This is a genomic window from Devosia geojensis (assembly GCF_000969415.1).
GTDB lineage: Bacteria > Pseudomonadota > Alphaproteobacteria > Rhizobiales > Devosiaceae > Devosia > Devosia geojensis.
Map to the genome: position 1 here is coordinate 1 of NZ_JZEX01000132.1, position 18,444 is coordinate 18,444.

Annotated in this window: 19 protein-coding genes; 9 read left to right on the forward strand and 10 right to left on the reverse strand. The window is 66.1% G+C overall.

Annotation, left to right across the window (positions count from 1 at the left end; all coding sequences use genetic code 11):
- Positions 1 to 61 precede the first annotated feature (61 nt).
- Positions 62 to 1,525: a xanthine dehydrogenase small subunit gene (gene xdhA / locus VE25_RS16005; RefSeq protein WP_046109657.1), complete on the reverse strand. Its 1,464-nt coding sequence runs from the start codon at positions 1,523 to 1,525 to the stop codon at positions 62 to 64.
- Between the two features lie 166 nt (positions 1,526 to 1,691).
- A complete protein-coding gene (gene uraH / locus VE25_RS16010) occupies positions 1,692 to 2,048 on the reverse strand; it encodes a hydroxyisourate hydrolase (RefSeq protein WP_046109658.1) in 357 nt (118 codons plus the stop codon).
- Between the two features lie 162 nt (positions 2,049 to 2,210).
- Between uraH and puuE the strand changes: the two genes are divergently transcribed.
- The gene (puuE, locus tag VE25_RS16015) at positions 2,211 to 3,626 is read left to right on the forward strand and encodes an allantoinase PuuE (protein WP_046109659.1); all 1,416 of its coding nucleotides are present in this window, start codon (positions 2,211 to 2,213) and stop codon (positions 3,624 to 3,626) included.
- On the opposite strand, the gene VE25_RS23020 is transcribed toward puuE, so the two are convergent.
- Positions 3,623 to 3,778 (reverse strand): hypothetical protein, encoded by a 156-nt coding sequence (locus VE25_RS23020; protein WP_160299995.1) that lies wholly within the window; start codon positions 3,776 to 3,778, stop codon positions 3,623 to 3,625. The two genes, puuE and VE25_RS23020, sit on opposite strands and share 4 nt — an antisense overlap.
- Before the next feature lie 94 nt (positions 3,779 to 3,872).
- Positions 3,873 to 4,343 carry an SRPBCC family protein gene (locus tag VE25_RS16020; protein WP_046109660.1) on the reverse strand — a complete coding sequence of 157 codons (471 nt, stop codon included), beginning with the start codon at positions 4,341 to 4,343 and terminating at the stop codon, positions 3,873 to 3,875.
- 52 nt (positions 4,344 to 4,395) lie between these two features.
- Here VE25_RS16020 and VE25_RS16025 point away from each other — a divergent pair, with 52 nt between their 5' ends.
- The 7 genes from VE25_RS16025 (at position 4,396) to VE25_RS16055 (ending at position 10,545) form a co-directional block, all read left to right on the forward strand.
- A complete protein-coding gene (locus VE25_RS16025; protein WP_046109661.1) occupies positions 4,396 to 4,719 on the forward strand; it encodes an ArsR/SmtB family transcription factor in 324 nt (107 codons plus the stop codon).
- Between the two features lie 165 nt (positions 4,720 to 4,884).
- Positions 4,885 to 5,571 carry a glutathione S-transferase family protein gene (locus VE25_RS16030; RefSeq protein WP_046109662.1) on the forward strand — a complete coding sequence of 229 codons (687 nt, stop codon included), beginning with the start codon at positions 4,885 to 4,887 and terminating at the stop codon, positions 5,569 to 5,571.
- A 123-nt stretch (positions 5,572 to 5,694) separates the two neighbouring features.
- A complete protein-coding gene (locus VE25_RS16035; protein WP_046109663.1) occupies positions 5,695 to 6,513 on the forward strand; it encodes a bifunctional allantoicase/(S)-ureidoglycine aminohydrolase in 819 nt (272 codons plus the stop codon).
- A 4-nt stretch (positions 6,514 to 6,517) separates the two neighbouring features.
- The gene (locus VE25_RS16040; RefSeq protein ID WP_046109664.1) at positions 6,518 to 7,021 is read left to right on the forward strand and encodes an ureidoglycolate lyase; all 504 of its coding nucleotides are present in this window, start codon (positions 6,518 to 6,520) and stop codon (positions 7,019 to 7,021) included.
- Between the two features lie 41 nt (positions 7,022 to 7,062).
- The gene (locus VE25_RS16045; RefSeq protein ID WP_046109665.1) at positions 7,063 to 7,698 is read left to right on the forward strand and encodes a nucleoside deaminase; all 636 of its coding nucleotides are present in this window, start codon (positions 7,063 to 7,065) and stop codon (positions 7,696 to 7,698) included.
- 558 nt (positions 7,699 to 8,256) lie between these two features.
- Positions 8,257 to 9,045: a trehalose-phosphatase gene (gene otsB, locus VE25_RS16050; RefSeq protein ID WP_046109666.1), complete on the forward strand. Its 789-nt coding sequence runs from the start codon at positions 8,257 to 8,259 to the stop codon at positions 9,043 to 9,045.
- A gap of 81 nt (positions 9,046 to 9,126) precedes the next feature.
- Positions 9,127 to 10,545, forward strand: a complete 1,419-nt coding sequence (locus VE25_RS16055) for an alpha,alpha-trehalose-phosphate synthase (UDP-forming) (protein WP_046109667.1) — start codon at positions 9,127 to 9,129, stop codon at positions 10,543 to 10,545.
- A gap of 156 nt (positions 10,546 to 10,701) precedes the next feature.
- Here the strand turns inward: VE25_RS16055 and VE25_RS16060 are convergent, their stop codons facing one another.
- From VE25_RS16060 to VE25_RS16080, 5 genes are all read right to left on the reverse strand, one after another.
- Positions 10,702 to 12,147, reverse strand: a complete 1,446-nt coding sequence (locus VE25_RS16060) for a DEAD/DEAH box helicase (RefSeq protein ID WP_046109668.1) — start codon at positions 12,145 to 12,147, stop codon at positions 10,702 to 10,704.
- A gap of 459 nt (positions 12,148 to 12,606) precedes the next feature.
- Positions 12,607 to 13,398, reverse strand: a complete 792-nt coding sequence (locus VE25_RS16065) for a molybdopterin-binding protein (protein WP_046109669.1) — start codon at positions 13,396 to 13,398, stop codon at positions 12,607 to 12,609.
- A complete protein-coding gene (locus VE25_RS16070) occupies positions 13,398 to 14,258 on the reverse strand; it encodes a cytochrome b/b6 domain-containing protein (protein WP_046109670.1) in 861 nt (286 codons plus the stop codon). The genes VE25_RS16065 and VE25_RS16070 overlap by 1 nt, the downstream gene beginning before the upstream one ends.
- Before the next feature lie 97 nt (positions 14,259 to 14,355).
- Positions 14,356 to 15,006, reverse strand: a complete 651-nt coding sequence (locus VE25_RS16075) for a ThuA domain-containing protein (protein WP_046109671.1) — start codon at positions 15,004 to 15,006, stop codon at positions 14,356 to 14,358.
- A 93-nt stretch (positions 15,007 to 15,099) separates the two neighbouring features.
- Entirely contained in the window at positions 15,100 to 15,735 is a 636-nt protein-coding gene (locus VE25_RS16080) for a class I SAM-dependent methyltransferase (RefSeq protein ID WP_046109672.1), read from the reverse strand.
- A gap of 221 nt (positions 15,736 to 15,956) precedes the next feature.
- Here VE25_RS16080 and VE25_RS16085 point away from each other — a divergent pair, with 221 nt between their 5' ends.
- Positions 15,957 to 17,555: a bifunctional metallophosphatase/5'-nucleotidase gene (locus VE25_RS16085; protein WP_046109673.1), complete on the forward strand. Its 1,599-nt coding sequence runs from the start codon at positions 15,957 to 15,959 to the stop codon at positions 17,553 to 17,555.
- A gap of 67 nt (positions 17,556 to 17,622) precedes the next feature.
- Here the strand turns inward: VE25_RS16085 and VE25_RS16090 are convergent, their stop codons facing one another.
- Entirely contained in the window at positions 17,623 to 17,874 is a 252-nt protein-coding gene (locus tag VE25_RS16090) for a GlsB/YeaQ/YmgE family stress response membrane protein (protein WP_046109674.1), read from the reverse strand.
- Positions 17,875 to 18,444: the final 570 nt, after the last annotated feature.

Genomic DNA, 18,444 nt, shown 5'->3' on the forward strand with positions numbered 1-18,444 from the left:
CGCCCCCCCCCTCCCCCCCCCCTCAAGGGGGAGGGGAGCCACGCCGAAGCCACGGCTCCCATCACGCCACCTCCCGCTTCAGCCGCACCGCCTCGCCCTGCGTTTCGAGGAAGAAGCGCCGGAGCAGGTTCTGCGCGGCGAGCAACCGGTATTCGGCCGAGGCGCGCATGTCGGTGATGGGGGTGAAATCCTCTGCAAACACCGCCAGGGCGGCATCGATGGTCTCCGTCGTCCACGGCTTGCCGACGAGCGCCGCTTCGACAGCTTTCGCCCGCTTGGGGATCGCGGCCATGCCGCCGAAGGCGATACGGGCCATGCCGACGACACCGGCATCGTTGACGAAGACGCGGAAAGCCCCGCAGAGCGCCGAGATGTCCTCCTCGCGGCGCTTGGATATCTTGTAGACGGCGAAGATCTCGCCTGCCGGCAGGTCGGGGATGGTGACGTACTCCACGAACTCGCCGGGCTCACGGTCCTGCTTGCCGTAATCGAGGAAGTAGTCCTCGAGCCTGATCTCGCGCCGATACGCGCCCTTGCGCAATGTCAGGTGGGCGCCGAGGGCGATGAAGGGCGGGGGCGTATCGCCGATGGGCGAGCCGTTGGCGATGTTGCCGCCGATGGTGCCCATGTTGCGCACCTGCTCGCCGGCGAACCGGTCCATGAGCTCGGTGAGCTGCGGGAAATGCTCGATGAGCGTCGGCAGAGCCTCTGAATACGTGACGCCGGCATAGATACGCAGGCTCCCGTCGTTCTCGCCAATTCGCTTCAGCTCCTCGAGCCCGCCGATGAAGATCGCCGGGCCGATATCGCGCATGAACTTGGTGACCCAGAGGCCGACATCGGTCGACCCGGCAACGATCCGCGCCTCAGGATACTCCTCGTAGAGGGCGGCGAAATCGTCGAGATTGGCCGGGATCAGCACCTTGCCCGCGCCCTCCCCCATCTCCACGCGCTTGCCGTCCTTCAACGTCAGCAGCCGCGCCTTGATCGCCAAGCGCTCGGCGCGCAGCGGATCGGCTTCCGGCAGTCCGTAGGACGACATGGCCTCGGCCGCGCGCAGGATCGGGGCATAGCCGGTGCAGCGGCACAGGTTCCCCTGCAGCGCCTTCTCCACCGCCTTGCGGCTCGGATTGGGGTCGCGCATCCACAGGCCATATAGGCTCATGACGAACCCCGGCGTGCAGAAGCCGCACTGGCTGCCGTGGTGCTCGACCAGGGCCTGCTGCACCGGGTTGAGCCCACCGCCTTTGGTCAGGTGCTCGACGGTGACCACGTGACAGCCATCGAGGCTGGCGACGAACCGGATGCAGGCGGTGACGGAGTCATAGACGACCTCATCGCCCGAGACGCGCCCGACGAGCACGGTGCAGGCCCCGCAGTCCCCTTCCGCACAGCCTTCTTTCGAGCCGACGAGGCGCTTGTCGAGGCGCAGGAAATCGAGGAGCGTGCGCTCGGGCGGCACGTCGGCGAGCGTCACGTCCTCGTCGTTGAGGATGAAGCGGATGTGGTTGCGGATCTCAGGCATCGGCGCCCTCCCGGACCGCCGCACCCCTCACCCGGCGCTGCGCGCCGACCTCTCCCCAGAGGGGCGAGGTGAGCACGGTGCCGGCCCACGCACGGTGCCGGTCCCCTCGCCCCTCCGGGGAGAGGGTTAGGGTGAGGGGACAGTTGTCGACCAAAGCCATCATCCGTCAGCTCCCCCGATAGGTCGAGTAGCCGAAGGGGCTGACCAGCAGCGGCACATGATAGTGGGCGTCCTCACTGATGGTGAAGCGGATGGGCACCACGTCGAGGAACGGCGTTTCGAGCTCCAGCCCCAGCCGCGAGAAGTATTGGCCGACATGGAAGTGCAATTCGAACTCGCCCCGCTGGAACTGGTCGCCCACCAGCAGCGGCTGGTCGAGCCGGCCGTCGGTATTGGTGTGGCTCTCCACCAGATGATGGGTGTGGTCGCCGTGGACGAAGAAAAGATCGATCCGCATGCCGCGCGCCGGCGTGCCGTGCGCGGTGTCCAGAACATGCGTGGTCAGGCGACCGGAACCCGCCATGAGCTGCTACCTCAAAATTGCCCCGAACCCCGACACTAGCGCAATTGCGCCCCGTTCCAAGAGGGGCAACGACGATTTTTTACCAACTGGTCCACTTTCAGCGGTCTTGCGCGCGCCGGGCATGCGAATAGACTTCTCCCAAACCTTTGAACGAGTTGACCTATGCGCTACCCCCGCGACATGCACGGCTACGGCCCCAACCCGCCTCATGCCCATTGGCCCGGCGGCGCCTATGTAGCGGTGCAGTTCGTGCTCAACTACGAGGAAGGCGGCGAGAACAACATTCTCCATGGCGACGAGCAGTCGGAAGCGTTCCTTGCCGACGTCGTCGGCGCCATCCCATGGGCTGGCCAGCGCCACTGGAACATCGAGTCGATGTACGAATACGGCGCCCGCGCCGGCTTCTGGCGGCTGCACAAGCTGTTCGTTGAGAATGATATTCCGGTGACCATCTACGGCGTCGCCACTGCCCTGATGCGCGCGCCGGCGCAAGTCGAAGCCATGCAGGCGGCCGGCTGGGAGATCGCCAGCCATGGCCTCAAATGGGTCGAGCACCGGGACATGCCGGCCGACGTCGAACGCGAGCAGATCCGCGAGGCGATCCGCCTCCATACGCTCGTGACCGGCAGCCGGCCGCTCGGCTGGTATACGGGGCGCTCCTCGATCAATACCGTCGACCTCGTCTGCGAAGAAGGCGGCTTCGCCTATGTTTCGGACACCTATGACGACGACCTGCCCTATTGGCGGGTGCACCGGGGCCGCCCGCAGCTCGTCATCCCCTATACGCTCTCGGCCAACGACATGCGCTTCGTCACCGCCTCGGGATTCGACAATGGCGAGGAATACTTCCAGTTCCTGAAAGACAGCTTCGACTGCCTCTATGCGGAGGGCGAGGCCGGTGCGCCCAAGATGATGTCGATCGGCCTCCACTGCCGGCTGGTCGGCCAGCCCGGCCGCTTCCAAGGCCTCAAGAAGTTCGTCGACTACATCAAGGGATTCGAGCGGGTCTGGACGCCGACGCGGCTCGAGATCGCCCGCCACTGGGCCGAGCATCATCCCTATGAAGTGCCCGAGCTCACGCCATCGCAGATGGAGCGCGAGGTGTTCGTTGCGCGCTTCGGCTCGATCTTCGAGCATTCGCCGTGGATCGCCGAGCGCGCCTTCGACGGCGAACTGGGCCCCGCCAACGATACCGCCGTCGGGTTGCATTTTGCGCTGAAGATCCAGTTCCGCGCTGCAAGCGAGGACGAACGCCTCGGCGTGCTCAAAGCCCATCCGGACCTCGCCGGCAAGCTCGCCGCCGCGCGCCGCCTTACCGCCGCCTCGACGGAGGAACAGGCCTCGGCCGGGCTCGACGCGCTGACCGACGAGGAGCGCGAGACGTTCACCCGCCTCAACGCGGCCTATACGGAAAAATTCGGCTTCCCGCTCATCATCGCGGTCAAGGACAACACCAAGGCCTCGATCCTCGCCGCGTTCCGGCAGCGGCTCGACAATTCGCGCGAGGAGGAGTTCGCCACGGCCTGCGCCCAGGTCGAGCGGATCGCGCGATTGCGCCTGGAGGCGATCCTGCCCTAGCCGTCCTCGTCCGAAGCTGTCTCGCCGGTGTCCAAGCCGGCGATCGACGTCTCGAAGAGCGAGAACAGCAGGGCCAGGATCGCAAGCCACGGCAGGTTGTGCTGAACCCAGCCGTGGGCGTTGGCGCCGTGATGTGAAGTCAGTGCTTCCATCCGGTTAGGATACGCTCGGAAAAGTTGACATTCCGGTAACGCTAACGGGCGGTTACGCTAATCGATTGCTAACCGTAGCTCACCTCCTGCCGGATCACTTGTAAAACCCTTCGCGCAGGTTGATGCCGTGCTCGAGGTAGACCTTCATGGCGCAGAGCATGCCGGTCCAGCCCTCGCAATTGCCGTAGGAGGCCCGGAGCGCGCCGGGGTTCTCGCGCCAGCCACCTTCTGTGATCGTCACCAGCGTGCGCCCGTCCTCGAGCGGGGCGAAGGTCATCGCCACCGTGGTCTTGTAGCCGGCTTCGACCGGCTTTTCGGGCGTGCCGCCCTCGGCCGCGTCCCAGCGCAGGACGATGCGCTCGTTGGGCTTGACCTCCACCACCTCGACCGGGAAGGCGCCGGGGAAATCATGGAAGTCCCACGTCACCGTCGAGCCGGTCTCGAGGCGCCCCTTGGCGCCACCGGTGGTGAAATAGCCCGAGAGCTGCCCGGGGTCGGCGACGGCTTCGAAGACCTCGCCGACGGGCTTGGCGATCCGGCCGGAAACCGTGAATTCGTAGGCCATTTGTCCTCTCCTTGTGCTTGACTGCCTTCAAAATATGTTATAAAAATATAACATGTCAAGCGATGACGAAAACGACATCATTTTCAAGGCTTTGGCCAACGGGCTGCGTCGGAGGATGCTTGATGCGCTGAAGGATGATCCGCAGACGACCGGAGCGCTGGCCGAGCGATTCTCGGAAGTTGACCGCTGTACCGTGATGCAGCACCTGAAGGTCCTGGAGGAAGCCGACCTCATTCTCGTCGAGCGGCGCGGGCGCGAGCGCTGGAACCACCTCAACCCGCTGCCGATCCACGATATCCACGAGCGCTGGATCGGCCCCTACGCGGCCTATGCGGTCGAAAAGCTCTCCCGGTTCAAATCGGAACTGGAGGGCTAGGAAAGAAACCCGCCTGGCACAGGACTCCGCCCGCCAGCCCTCCTTTCGACAGCGTCGGACGACTTCATTGTGACCCGGATTTACGGTGCGGGGATAAGTCTGTCCTCGCTTGCAGCGGGAGGTCGTAGCGCGCTAACAGAGCACATCGCAGCCGGGGACCTCGCCATGCTCACGCTTCACATCGCCAACAAGAACTACTCGTCCTGGTCGCTGCGGCCGTGGGTGCTGATGAAGACGCTGGGCATCCCCTTCGAGGAAAAGCTCCACCCCTTCGCGCCTGATACCAATTACGAGGCGTTCCGCGCCTTCTCGCCGACCGGCAAGGTGCCGTGCCTCATCGATGGCGGCACGACGGTCTGGGAGTCGTTGGCGATCGTCGAGTACCTGGCCGAAAGCCATCCGCAGGTGTGGCCGGCCGACAGGCAGGCGCGGGCATTCGCGCGCTCGGTCAGCGCCGAGATGCATGGCGGCTTTTCGAGCCTGCGCAACATCTGCACGATGAACTGCGGCCTGCGTGTCGAACTGAAGGACGTGCCCCCTGCCCTTGCGAGCGACATCGCCCGCATCGACGAGATCTGGAGCGAAGGACTCGCCCGCTTCGGCGGCCCGTTCCTTGCCGGCGACAGTTTTACGGCCGCCGACGCGTTCTTCGCGCCCGTCGCATTCCGCGTGCAGACCTATGGCCTGCAGCTGAGCCCAGCCGCTGCCGCCTATGGCGAACGCCTGCGGGCATTGCCGGCAATGGTCGAGTGGTACGAGGCCGGCATCGCCGAAACCTGGCGCGAGCCCGGCCACGAAGCCGAGGCGCAGGCGGCCGGCACCATCACCGCGGATTTGCGCGCAACCGCATAGCAGCGGCGGCAGATGAAGGCCCCCTCACCCTGCCCCAGGGGATCGAAGATGAAAGAGGCCTTGGCCTCGGGGCTCGCATGGCACTAGTGTCGGGAGAGATTCCTCTCCGGGCACAAATCGTCCATGGCTCCATCTTACGCTTCGCCGGCCACCGGCCTCCCTTCGCAGATGGCCCTTCACACCGGCCGAGCCGTCTTCACCGAGGCCTATGCGCTGATCCCGCGCGGCGTGATGCGCGACATCGTGACGTCCTACCTGCCGCATTGGCGGCAGACGCGCCTCTGGGTCATCGCGCGGCCCCTCTCGGGGTTTGCCGAAACCTTCTCCCAATACGTGGTCGAGGTCCTGCCCGGCGGCGGCAGCGAGCGGCCGGAGGAGAATCCACAGGCCGAGGGCGTGCTCTTCGTGGTGGAGGGGGCGATCGAGCTCACCATCGGCAGCGACCGGCACAGGCTAGAGGCCGGCGGCTATGCCTTCCTGCCGCCCGGCACCCAGTGGACGCTGACCAACTCTTCAACTGGCCCCGCGCGCTTCCACTGGGTGCGCAAGCGCTACGAGGCGGTCGAGGGCATCGAGGTTCCACCGGCCTTCGTCGCCAACGAGCGGAACGAGCCGATCCGGTGGATGCCCGATACCGGAGACACCTGGGGCACCACCCGCTTCGTCGATCCGGACGACGTGCGGCACGACATGCACGTCAACATCGTGACCCTCGAGCCCGGCGCCGTCATCCCCTTCGAGGAAACGCACGTCATGGAGCACGGGCTCTATGTGCTGGAGGGCAAGGCCGTCTACAGGCTCAACCGCGACTGGGTGGAGGTCGAGGCCGGCGACTTCATGTGGCTGCGCGCCTTCTGCCCGCAAGCCTGCTACGCTGGACCCGAGCGCTTCCGGTATCTTCTCTACAAGGACGTGAACCGTCACGCCAAGCTGCCGTTTTAGAGACATGGACACCACACGCACCATCGCCATCGAGCCGCTGACCCGCGAGGCCTTCGCCCCCTTCGGGCAGGTGATCGAGACGGAGGGCGCGCACAGCTATCCGATCAACGCCGGCAAGACGCAGCGCTTCCACGACCTGGCGCGGGTGGAACTCGGCGGGGTGCACGCACGGCCGCTGATCTCGATCTTCCGCGGACAACCCTATGAGCTGCCGCTGGAATTGCGGATGGTCGAGCGCCACCCGCTCGGCAGCCAGGCATTCTTCCCGCTTTCGGAGCGCCCCTTCCTCGTCATCGTCGCCGCCGACGAGGCGGGCACCCCCGGCACACCGCGCGCGTTCCTCGCCAGCCCGGGCCAGGGCGTCAACATCGCCATGAACACCTGGCATGGGGTGCTGACCCCGCTCGAGGCCGAGAGCGACTTCCTCATCGTCGATCGCGGCGGCGAGGGCGACAATCTCGAGGAATTCCATTTTCCCTTGCCGTACAACGTCGTGCTCGCCGACTGACGCCCCTTGCGCGGCATCACCGGATCGCCGACCATGGCGCCATGATCGACCTGCATGACACTCCTGCCCTGATCTCGCGCCTCTTCGACGTGATCGAGACCGACATCGCCGCCCGCACGCAGGCGGGCGTTGCCGCGGGCAACAAGATCTTCGGGGCGGCGATCCTGCGGAAGGACGACCTGTCGCTCGTCGTGGCCGAAACCAACAACGAGGTGGAGAACCCGCTCTGGCACGGCGAGATGCATGCCATCAAGCGCTTCTACGAACTGCCGGCCGGGGAGCGGCCGAGCCCGAAGGAGTGCCTGTTCCTCGCCACCCACGAGCCCTGCTCGCTCTGCCTGTCGGGCATCACCTGGGCCGGGTTCGACAACTTCTATTTCCTCTTCAGCCATGAAGAGAGCCGCGACAGCTTCGCCATTCCCTACGACATCCAGATCCTAAGGGAGGTCTACGCGGTGCCGGACCCCGGCAAGAACGAGGCCCCGCCCGACCGGCCGCTCTACAATCGCACCAACCGCTTCTGGCAGAGCCACGACATCACGCGCATGATCGCCAGCCTCGACCGCGGCAACCGCGAGGCGCTGCTGTCCCGCCTCGACGACGTCGCTGCGCTCTATGCGGACCTTTCGGCCGTGTATCAGAAGGGCAAGGGCAGGCGCGGGATACCGCTGGCTTAGGGCTGATCTGTCGTCCCGAGCCAAGCCACCCCCTGCTTTCCTCGGTCGTCATTGCCCGGCGTATCCAGGCAATCCAACCGCGCCGCGTCGGCGGCGCGAGAGGTGCTCTCTTGCCCGGTTCATACACCTTGCGGCTGGGACGATATCTCAGGATGGGCCCCGGCTTTCGCCGGGGTGACATCGAAGAGGTGGAAGCGGTGGCGCAAAAACCGCAGTAGCGCCTAAAGGCCTACTCGGAGAGCGAAACGATCTGACTGCGCGGGGCTTCGGCGAAGGAGGCGGCGAGGGCGAGGAAGCTCATCGCGCCGGCGAAGAGGACGGCAAGCAGGAACTGGCTCATTGCATGCACTCCTTGTGCGATCCGGGCGCTCCCGCCCATTGCAATGGCCATGACTTTACTCCCGTGCAGCTGAACGCTTGAGCATTGCCCCATTCATCTGCCGTTCAGGAAGATGGCAGGGCGAATAGGTGCCATTCGCCGAGCGGGAGGCAAACCGCCGAACCTTTTGCGGTCTCACACGTTGCATTGAGGAACTAATGGACACTGAGGTTGACCCCATGAGCGATGTTGAGACCGGGGCGGCGGGCGCCGCACCCGCTCATCTTGCCGTCTTCACCGACTTCGACGGCACCCTTGTCGAGATCGCCGAACGTCCGGAGGACGTCGAAGTCGCACCGGACCTGCCCGAAAGCATCGCCGACGCGGTCGAGAAGCTCGATAGCGCTTTCGCCGTCATCACCGGACGCGAGATCGACGTCATCGACCACTATCTCTCGCCCCTGCACCTGCCGGTCGCCGGCGCCCATGGCAGCCAGCGCCGCCGTGCGGACGGGGCCATCGAGGAGCTGGACCCGGAGATCGTCGAGGCGGCCGATGCGCTCGCCCGCAGGCTCGAGCCGCTGCTCGCCGACAATCTCGGCCTCATCGTCGAGAGAAAGCGCGGTGCGGTCGCCCTCCACTACCGGCAGGCGCCCGAATTCGAGCAGGCCTGCAAGGTGGCGATGCGCGAGGCCGCCCGGTTCGACGACCGCTTCGAGCTCGTCGAGGGCAAGATGGTGATCGAGGCCCGTCCGAGGGGCCTTTCCAAGGGAACGGCGTTGCGCGCCTTCATGCGCGAGAAGCCGTTCGCCGGCCGCATTCCCGTCTTCATCGGCGACGACACGACCGACGAGGACGCCTTCATTGCCGCCCAGGAGCTGGGCGGCGTCGGCATCAAGCTCGGCGCCGGCCCGACCGCTGCTCGCATGCGCATTGCCGACGTCGCTTCGGTCCACGCGCTGATCCAGGGCCTGGGCGACATCGCCGCCCGCGCCGGCAGGGCCGCAGAACAGCATCCGCCCGCGTGACTCGGGCACCGGAACGTTTCCAGCCACTTTTGCGGTTCGGAAACGCGACCAAGACTTGGACCACCAAAAGGGGCAACATCAATGGGCAGACTTATCGTCGTTTCCAATCGAACGCCGGGCAGAGGTCCGGCGGCCGGCGGGCTGGCGGTGGCGTTGCGCAAGACGCTGGCCGAGCGCGACGGCTTCTGGTTCGGCTGGTCCGGGCGGCTGGTCGACGCGCCGAGCAATGAGGCCGCCTTCGAGGACATCGAAGGCATCAGGGTCGGCAAGATCGACCTGACGCGGGACGACCACCACGCCTACTACGCAGGCTTTTCCAACTCGATCCTCTGGCCGAGCTTTCACTTGCGGCTCGACCTCGCCACCATCGAGGGGCACTGGTACGAAGGCTATCGGCGCGTCAATACGCTGTTCGCCCAGGCGCTGCTGCCCCATATCGAAGAGAACGACGTCATCTGGGTGCACGACTATCACCTCATCCCGTTCGCGACGGAACTGCGGCACCTCGGGGTCCGCAACCGCATCGGGTTCTACCTCCACATCCCCTTCCCGACGCTCGATGCGCTCTACGCCATTCCGCACAACACCGAGCTGATGCGGGACCTGTCGCGTTACGATCTCATCGGTTTCCAGGCGAATAGGGACGTCTCGGCCTTCGCCGAGTTCGCCGACCACCAATCGCCCTCGACCCTGTCGGGCAGCCCGCTCAAATCCGTCGATTTCTCGCGGACCGAAGTGGCGGCCTTCCCCATCGGGTCGGACCCCGAAGCGTTCGCCAAGCTCGCCGTCAGCCCCGCCGCCACGAAGATGGTTCGCCGCATGGAACGCGCGCTGGGCGACCAGTCCCTGATCCTCGGCGTCGATCGGCTCGACTATTCCAAGGGCCTGCCGCAACGCGTCGAGGCCTATGAAAAGCTCCTCGCCAACAACGCGAACCTGCGCCGCCAGGTGCACCTCCTGCAGGTGGCCCCGCCTTCGCGCGACAGCATCAAGGAGTACCAGGAGACAAGCGACACGCTCGACGCCATGGTCGGGCGCGTGATGGGCCATTTCGCCGAGCCCGACTGGCAGCCGATGACCTACGTCAAGCGCGCCTACGGGCAGCCGAGCCTAGCCGGGCTCTATCGCCTGGCGCATGTCGGGCTGGTGACGCCGCTGCGCGACGGGATGAACCTCGTCGCCCACGAATATGTCGGCTCGCAGGACCCGGACGATCCAGGCGTGCTGGTGCTCTCGCGTTTCGCCGGCGCCGCCGAGATCTTCGAGGATGCGTTGCTGGTCAATCCGTTCGATACCGACGAGACGGCCGAGGCCCTGCGCCTCGCCCTCGACATGCCGCTCGACGAACGCCGCCGCCGCTGGGAACGGCTGATGGAGGCGGCCATGGCGCATAGCGTCGACCGCTGGGCCGAGAGCTACCTCGCCCGGCTGACCCCCAACGGGCCCGACGGCAAGCCCGCGCCGGTACGGGACGTGCTCTATCTGGATTCGGTGGCTTAGTCTCTGTCGTGTTTTGACGGAAACGGGAGGCGCCAGGCCCCCCTCCCCCTTGAGGGGAGGGAGGCGATGGAGCCGCGATTTCAATAAGCCTGACACGCTCTGGACTGTCCCCCGGCGGTCAATGAAAAAAGGGCGGCTCCTGGAGCCGCCCTTTTGCTATGCCACCCGCTCGCGCCGGCCGCCTTCGCGGCGGGCCTTAGCGGCGCTCTTCTGCGAGCGCGTCCAGCGCTGCTTGCCCGGTTTGTCCTTGGCGCCGGCCGGCTTGCCGTGCGCTGGCTTGCCGCGCGGTGCGTCGGACGGCTGGTGATGCGGCTGGGACCGGCCGAGCTCGTCGGCAAGGCCGGCGAACGAGCCCATCTGCCGCTCGGCCCGGCGCGGTGCCTGGGTCTTGGGATTGCGCGGCGTGCGCGGAGCGGAGCGCGGACCACGCTCCTCACCGGCCGGCCCCGCCTTGATGCCGGTGGTGTTGGCGAGGCTGAGATCGCCCGAAACCGGGAGCGTGCGGCGGATCAGCCGCTCGATATCGCGCAGCTTGCTCCGCTCGGTGCCGTCGCAGAGCGTGATGGCGATGCCCGAGGCGCCGTTGCGGCCGGTGCGGCCGATGCGGTGCACGTAGTTCTCGGCGTCGTCCGGCAGCTCGTAGTTGATGACGTGGGTGATGCCCGGCACGTCGATGCCGCGGGCGGCGATGTCGGTGGCGACGAGAATGCGCTTCTGGCCCGAAGCAAAACCCTTGAGCGCCGCCTGGCGGGCGTTCTGCGTCTTGTTGCCGTGGATGGCGGCCGCCTCGTGCCCGTCGATGGAGAGGTTCTTGGTGACGCGGTCCGCGCCGTGCTTGGTGCGCGAGAAGATGATGACCTTCTCGAGCGCCGGATCGGCGAGGAGCTCGTTGAGGACGCCGCGCTTGGCCTTGGCGCCGGCAAGGATCACCCGCTGGTCGATCTTGACGACCGTCGAGCCCTGCGGCGCGGCTTCGACGCGCAGCGGATCGTTGAGGAGGTCCTTGGCGAGATCGGCGATGTTCGGGGCCATGGTGGCCGAAAACAGCATGGTCTGGCGCTTGGGTCCGATGGCCTTGGCCAGCGCCTTGACCGGGCCGATGAAGCCCATGTCGAGCATGCGGTCGGCCTCGTCGAGGACGAGGAAGCGGGTTTCGCTGAGCCACACCTTGCCGTCATCGACGAGGTCCTGGAGGCGGCCGGGGGTGGCGATCATCACATCGACGCCCTTGGCGATCTTCTGGATCTGGCTGTGGCGCGAGACGCCGCCGAGGACGAGCACCGTCGAAACGCGCTTGGCCGAGCCGGCGAACGAACGGATCGCTTCGTCGATCTGGACGGCAAGCTCGCGCGTCGGCGCAAGAATGAGGGCGCGCGCCGACATCGGGCGCGGGCGGCCCGGCAGGGCCATGAGGGCGGCAAGGATCGGCAGGCCGAAGGCTGCAGTCTTGCCCGAGCCGGTCTGGGCGATGCCAAGCATGTCGCGGCCTTTGAGCAGCGACGGAATGGCTTCGACCTGGATCTTGGTCGGAGTGGAAAAACCGGCGGCCTCAAGGCTCGAAACGAGCGGCTGCGGCAATCCGAGATCGTGGAAGGTTTTCAAGACGAATCTTTCTTATAGCGCGCACAACGCGCGTCGGGCCGCCCGCATTCAGGGGCGGCGAGTTGCAATCTGCATCGGCGATGGGAATATCGCTCGAGCGGGGCTGACGGGGATAACTATCCCTCTGTTGCCCGGGTGCTTCCTCCGGGCCCACTTCGCCGCTCGCCGCATGAATATCGAGGAGAAGAGAAGTCCGTTGGGCGTGGGCCAAAGGCCAGCGCGCGCCGCAACGCTGACGTCCATGTGGGGCAGATGGCGGCGAAAAGCAAGCAATTATCGTGGGAAGGAGCCATTCGCGCCACGCAACCGCCGTCCGGAGCGGTTCCCGAACGCTCTCCTCCGGGTCATCCCCGCGAAAGCGGGGATCTCTGTTTATAAGTCGACCATATGAAACGCAGGTTCCCGCTTTCGCGGGAATGACCCTGTGGTGAACAGCGCTTCGAGGTCTTCCCGACCCAACTAGATCCCGGCATACCAGTCGTAGCCGCGGTCCTCCCAATAGCCGCCCTTGCCGCCGGCGATATCGGCGAAGCTGTCGACGAGCTCGATGGAGGAGACATACTTGGCCATCTTGTAGCCGAGCTGGCGCTCGATGCGCACGCGCAGCGGCGCGCCGTTGGCGACCGGGAGCGCCGCGTCGTTCATGGCATGGGCGAGGATCGTCTGCGGGTGGCGCGCGTCGATAAGGTCGCAGCTCTCGTAGTAGAGCACGTCGCCCGTGAGGCCCCGCTCGATGTTGTCGAAGCAGCGGAAGACGACGTAACGCGCCTGCGGGCGTACCCGTACTTGGTCGAGCACATGGGCGAGCGGCACGCCGGACCATTTGGCGATGCAGCTCCAGCCTTCGACGCAATCGTGACGGGTGATCTGCGTGCGCTGCGGCATGTTGCGCAATTCTTCCAGCGAGAACGACATCGGCGTGTCGACGAGCCCGCCGACCTCGAGCCGGTAGTCGGCAAAGTTGCGCTGCTGCAGGAACATGTATTCGGGCGTCGTCGGATCGGTCGAGCCGTTCGGGCGCTGGCCCTGGCGGATCTCGCTTGCCGAGAACTCGCGTGCCAGCCAGTCGTCGCCGAGCAGCGCGCGCTGGACGCGATAGGTCAGGTCGTTGGCGCGTTCCAGCACGCCGCGCACCTCGTTGTCGCGCTGGCCCAGGAAATCGAACTGGCCGCAGCCGGCGAGCGTCAGGGAGGACGCGGCGGCCGCCGAAACGCCGAGGAACCGCCGGCGGGTGATGCGGTTGCCGCCCATCATCTGTCTCCTTTTCGGCTCGGGGTGCCCGGCGAGGTGCGGTACCAGCCGGTGATCATCGAGCGCATCTCGTTGATGGGCCCGGCCATGATGACCATGATCAGATGGACGACGAAGAACAGCACCAGCAGGGCCATGGTGACGAAGTGGATGGTGCGCGCCGTCTGCCGCCCGCCGAAGATGTCGATAATCCACGGCCAGGCGGCGTTGATGCCGGGAGACATGGCGAGGCCCGTGAGGATGATCAGCGGGAAGAGCACGAAAAAGACGACGAAGTAACTGAGCTTCTGCAGCGGATTGTAGGTCCGCCCGTGCCGGAACCGCAGGCGGGCATGGGCGCCGATATCTGCCGGAACGCCGCGCAAATCCTCTCCCCTCGGCACGATGTCGCGCTTCAGGTGTCCGTTGACGAAGCTGGCGAGGAACCAGACGAAGAGCGTGGCGACGAACACCCAGGCAAAGAAGAAGTGGACGACCCGGCCGGTGGCGAGATCGCGATAGGATGGGATGGTGAGCTGCGACGGGAAACCCTGGAGGTTCGGCCGCTCGGCCGGCCCGCTGAGACCGAAGACGCCGGTGGTGTCGAAGGTCTGCCCGAAAACGGCCGTGCGCCCGCGCAGGCCCTCGGGCGTGTTGAACGCCTGCATCCTGAGGATCGCGTTGTCGTACTCGAACCCGGATTCCTGCCCGATATAAAGCGCCGGATGAGCGTTGAAGATCTGCAGGCCCGAGAACAGCAGGAAAAAGAGGCAGACGACCCACACCCAATGCGTCACCCGCGTCCAGACGGACTGGCGATAGACGAGCGGACCCTTGGGCCGCTCGACGGCGAAATCCTGCCGGTCGATCTCTGCGCTCACCGTCGCCTCCCGATATCTGCAAACTGCGCCACGCAGCTACGGACGGGAAGAGATTTTTGGCTCAGGCTCACGCAAGTGTCATCGCGCGATGGCGAGACTAATCCTCGTCGCGGGCGGCCCAGTTCATGCCGCGGCGCATGATGGTCGCCATGCTGGTGTTCTCGAACTCCTTGGCCTGGTGGCCGAGCGTCATGTGGAACACCCGGCCCTTGCCGTGCCGGCGCTTCCAGACGACGGGCATGACCACGTCCTTGATCCACCAGGCGTGCTCGCCCGAGAAGGTGGTGGTGGCCAGCACTTCGTTGGAGGGATCGACGTGCATGTAATACTGCTCGGACCGGTAGGGGAACGAGGTGATCCCCTGCATGATCGGGTCCTCGGGCTTCACCACATCGACGGTATAGTCGATGATGTTGCCCGGATGCGCGACCCACTGGCCGCCGACCATGAACTGATAGTCGACCGCGTCGCGGAAGGCGTCGCTCATGCCTCCGTGATGGCCGGCAAGACCGACCCCGCCCTCGACGGCCTTGGTCAGGTTCTCGACCTCGGCCTTCTCGATCTTCGACATGGTGAAGATCGGGATGATGAGGGAGAGCTCGTGAATCGAGGGATCGGCGAAAGCCGCGGTTTCGGTGGCGGTGCGGACGGTGAACCCGTCCTCATGCAGCCAGCGCCGGTAGATGGCGGCGCACTCTTCCGGGTCGTGACCCTCCCAGCCGCCATAGACGATCAATGCGCTTTTCATGCCGCACTCCGCAAATCACCCGCAAATCAAAACGGGCGCGAGAGTATCGCAAACCACAGCCATTGGAACCCCGTTTGCCCATGTTGCCACAAATCAACCGGAGGCCGGTTTCGCGGGCTCGAGCAGAGCGAGGAAATGAAGGCTCCGGCCGAAAATCCAGTCGAGGGGTGCGGGATACAGCCCAAGCCTTTCCCGCCGGTCAGCGACGACCAGCCCGGCTTTGTCCAGAGCCTCCGCCCAGCCGGCGCGGCCGAGGTAATTGTACGGCAGGCGCACGTCGTGGCCGCGGTTCCCGACCCAGTCCATCAGCCGCAAGGTGGGTCCGGCGAGAACCCCTTCGCGCAGATGGTCCTTGACGACGATGCCGCGCCGGGCGACGCGGCGCGCCTCCCTCAGCACGGCAGCGGGATCGTCGGTGTGGTGCAGGACGTCGACGATGGTGACGTAATCGAAGCTCATGTCGGCGAAGGGGAGCGTCGTTCCGTCGTAGGGCCGGACGGGAATGCGGGTCACCGGACGCACCAGCACGTCCACTCCCTCGACCTCGAGGTCCGGCCGCAGCTCCACCAGGCGCGCGGCGATCCGCCCGTCGCCGCTGCCGAGGTCGAGCACCAGGCCACCCGAAGGGATGGTGCCAGCGAGAAGCCCGGCGAGCACCTCCACCCGCCGACGGAACACGGCCCGGTGGTGAAGGCTGTTGAGGAGCGATTTGGCCGGACGCGGAAGCATGGCGCAGGCTAGCGCCGGCGACCTCCCCTGCATAGGCCGGCGACGGGTCGAGAGCCGCACCGAAATTTTGACCAGAAGGTCCACTTTCGCTCGTCACGCAATCCTGCTTAAACTGTCACAATCGGCTTCCCGCCATGGCGCGGAAGCGATCCGGCGGTGGTCATCCAGACGTCATGCGGCCATGGAATAGACCGTCGTCCACCAAGGAACGAGGGACAGGGATGAAGAGACTGCTTCTGGGGGCAACCGCGCTGACGATGATGAGCGGCGCGGCCTATGCCGATTTCACGTTGAATATCCTCCACATCAACGATTTCCACTCGCGCTTCGGGCCGATCACGAGCTCCGACTCCAATTGCGACGCCGAGACGGACGCCGCCGGCGAGTGCTTCGGCGGCATTGCCCGCCTCAAGACCGCGATCGATGCCAAGCGCGCCGAGCTCGAAGGTCAGAACGTCGTTCTGCTCGACGCCGGCGACCAGTTCCAGGGCTCGCTGTTCTATACCCAGTACCGTAGCGAGATCATCGCCGAGTTCGCCAACGACCTCGGCATCGAGCTGATGGCGGTGGGCAACCACGAGTTCGACGACGGGCCGGAAGAGCTCGCCAAGCTCCTCGAGGCGGTCGAGTTCCCGATCATCTCGGGCAACACCAATGTCGAGAACGAGCCGCTGCTGGCCGGCCGCATTCCCGGCACCCATGTGCTCGAGATCGGCGGCGAGCAGATCGGGTTCGTTTCGGCGCTCGCCGAAGACACCGACGAGACCTCCTCGCCCGGCGAGAACGTCGAGTTCGAGGACGTCTTCACCAGCCTGCGCGCGCAGGTCGAAGGCCTCCAGGGCGCCGGCGTCGACAAGATCATCGCGCTCACCCATGTCGGCTATACGGTGGACCTCCAGATCGCCGCTAACGTGCCCGGCATCGATTTGATCGTCGGCGGCCACTCGCACAGCCTTCTGTCCAACACCGACGAGAACGCCGTCGGCCCCTACCCGACGCTGGTCAACGGTCCCGACGGCAACGAAGTGCCGGTGGTGACCGCCTATTCCTACGGCAAGTACCTGGGCAACCTGGTGGTGACTTGGGACGACGAGGGCAATGTGGTGAGCGCCGAAGGCGCGCCGATCCTGATCGACGCCTCGGTTACGCCCGACGAGGGCTATGTGACGCGGCTCGCCGAGCTCGAGGAGCCGATCCAGGAGCTAATGTCCGAGGTGATCGGCACGGCGACCGCCCCCATCGAGGGCTCGCGCGAGGTCTGCCGCGTCGAGGAGTGCTCGATGGGCAATCTCGTCGCCGACGCCATGCTCGACCGCGTCGCCGACCAGGGCGCGACCATCGCCATCCAGAACGGCGGAGGCCTGCGCGCCTCGATCGAGGCCGGCGAGATCACCATGGGCGAGGTCATCACGGTGCTGCCGTTCTCGAACACGCTGGCGACCGTCGAGATCTCGGGGGCCGACGTGATCGATGCGCTCGAGAACGGCGTCTCCGACATCGAGAACGGCGCCGGCCGCTTCCCGCAGGTCGCCGGCCTCAAGTACAGCTACACCCTCGCCAACCCGGCCGGCGAGCGCATCAGCGACGTGCTGGTCAAGGGTGAGGGCGACGCGTGGGCGCCGATCGACGAGGAAGCCACCTACAAGATCGTCACCAACAACTACATGCGCGGCGGCGGCGACGGCTACGGCACCTTCGCCGAGGGCGACAACCCCTATGACTTCGGCCCGCCGATGGAGCAGGTCGTCGCCGACTACATCGCCGAACTGGGTGGGGAATACACCCCCTACACCGACGGGCGCATCACCGTCCTCGAGTAGCAACGGCAACCGGATATGGAAGGGGCGCCCGATGGGCGCCCTTTTCGTTTGCCGCGGTTCGTCGGCCTCACACCCGGCGGGCAAGCTGCCCCCAGGCGAGGAGGATGATGACCGCCCCGACGATGGCGCCGATGAACCCGGCCCCGTCACCCGGCCCATAGAGCCCGATCGCCTGCCCGAGCCAGGTGGCGAACACCGCCCCGACGATGCCGAGCACGGTGGTGAGGATGAACCCCTGCGGTTTGCGGTCGCCCGGCGTGATCCAGCGGGCGATGAGCCCGGCCAGGAACCCGACGATGATGGCCCAGAGAATGTGCATGCGACGCTCCTTGTCTGTCGCGGGTTAAATCGGCCGTCCGGGCATTGGTTGCAAGGGCTGGGCGTGCGCAAGTGCCGCCCGGCCATGGTGGCCTCACGGTTCCTCTCAAGTCTCCCGCCCTGGCGGGGCTAACGGCGCGGGGCGCTCTCGAGCCTCGAACCTATCGATAAAGAACGGGAGGCTTTCGCCCGCCCCGCGCATCCGGATGGTGGGTCTTTGCCGGTTGGATTACCGCCAGGGGCCTTCCGACCTGCCTTGACCCGCCAGGCCCACTAACGAGCCAGCCCCCCGTAGCTGGGGGTGACGGGCGCGGGGGCGGATGGCTACGTAGCCGCCTCCCGGCAAAACAGATGCGGAGGTAAGCCGCCCGGCTCGCTCCGGCTCGGGACCCTGCGGGGCGACCCCCGTTGACCCGGACCCTCCCGCCGGCGTTTCGTCGACACCGCGTCGTGCGGGAGGTGGAGAGAGTATGGGGCAGGTGCGCGGGTGCGGGGATAAGTTTGTGGTTCGTGAACCGGATCAACGGGTTGAGCACTGCCTCCCCTCCCCCTTGAGGGGAGGGGTCGGGGG

Excerpts from the sequence above, each read along its gene's own strand:
- VE25_RS16025 (WP_046109661.1), top strand. The coding sequence starts at position 4,396 with ATGTCAAGCGATGACGAAAACGACATCATTTTCAAGGCTTTGGCCAAC.
- xdhA (WP_046109657.1), bottom strand. The coding sequence starts at position 1,525 with ATGCCTGAGATCCGCAACCACATCCGCTTCATCCTCAACGACGAGGAC.
- otsB (WP_046109666.1), top strand. The coding sequence starts at position 8,257 with ATGAGCGATGTTGAGACCGGGGCGGCGGGCGCCGCACCCGCTCATCTT.
- uraH (WP_046109658.1), bottom strand. The coding sequence starts at position 2,048 with ATGGCGGGTTCCGGTCGCCTGACCACGCATGTTCTGGACACCGCGCAC.
- VE25_RS16045 (WP_046109665.1), top strand. The coding sequence starts at position 7,063 with ATGATCGACCTGCATGACACTCCTGCCCTGATCTCGCGCCTCTTCGAC.
- VE25_RS16035 (WP_046109663.1), top strand. The coding sequence starts at position 5,695 with ATGGCTCCATCTTACGCTTCGCCGGCCACCGGCCTCCCTTCGCAGATG.
- VE25_RS16020 (WP_046109660.1), bottom strand. The coding sequence starts at position 4,343 with ATGGCCTACGAATTCACGGTTTCCGGCCGGATCGCCAAGCCCGTCGGC.
- VE25_RS16075 (WP_046109671.1), bottom strand. The coding sequence starts at position 15,006 with ATGAAAAGCGCATTGATCGTCTATGGCGGCTGGGAGGGTCACGACCCG.
- VE25_RS16030 (WP_046109662.1), top strand. The coding sequence starts at position 4,885 with ATGCTCACGCTTCACATCGCCAACAAGAACTACTCGTCCTGGTCGCTG.
- VE25_RS16065 (WP_046109669.1), bottom strand. The coding sequence starts at position 13,398 with ATGGGCGGCAACCGCATCACCCGCCGGCGGTTCCTCGGCGTTTCGGCG.
- puuE (WP_046109659.1), top strand. The coding sequence starts at position 2,211 with ATGCGCTACCCCCGCGACATGCACGGCTACGGCCCCAACCCGCCTCAT.
- VE25_RS16040 (WP_046109664.1), top strand. The coding sequence starts at position 6,518 with ATGGACACCACACGCACCATCGCCATCGAGCCGCTGACCCGCGAGGCC.
- VE25_RS23020 (WP_160299995.1), bottom strand. The coding sequence starts at position 3,778 with ATGGAAGCACTGACTTCACATCACGGCGCCAACGCCCACGGCTGGGTT.
- VE25_RS16085 (WP_046109673.1), top strand. The coding sequence starts at position 15,957 with ATGAAGAGACTGCTTCTGGGGGCAACCGCGCTGACGATGATGAGCGGC.
- VE25_RS16080 (WP_046109672.1), bottom strand. The coding sequence starts at position 15,735 with ATGCTTCCGCGTCCGGCCAAATCGCTCCTCAACAGCCTTCACCACCGG.
- VE25_RS16090 (WP_046109674.1), bottom strand. The coding sequence starts at position 17,874 with ATGCACATTCTCTGGGCCATCATCGTCGGGTTCCTGGCCGGGCTCATC.
- VE25_RS16055 (WP_046109667.1), top strand. The coding sequence starts at position 9,127 with ATGGGCAGACTTATCGTCGTTTCCAATCGAACGCCGGGCAGAGGTCCG.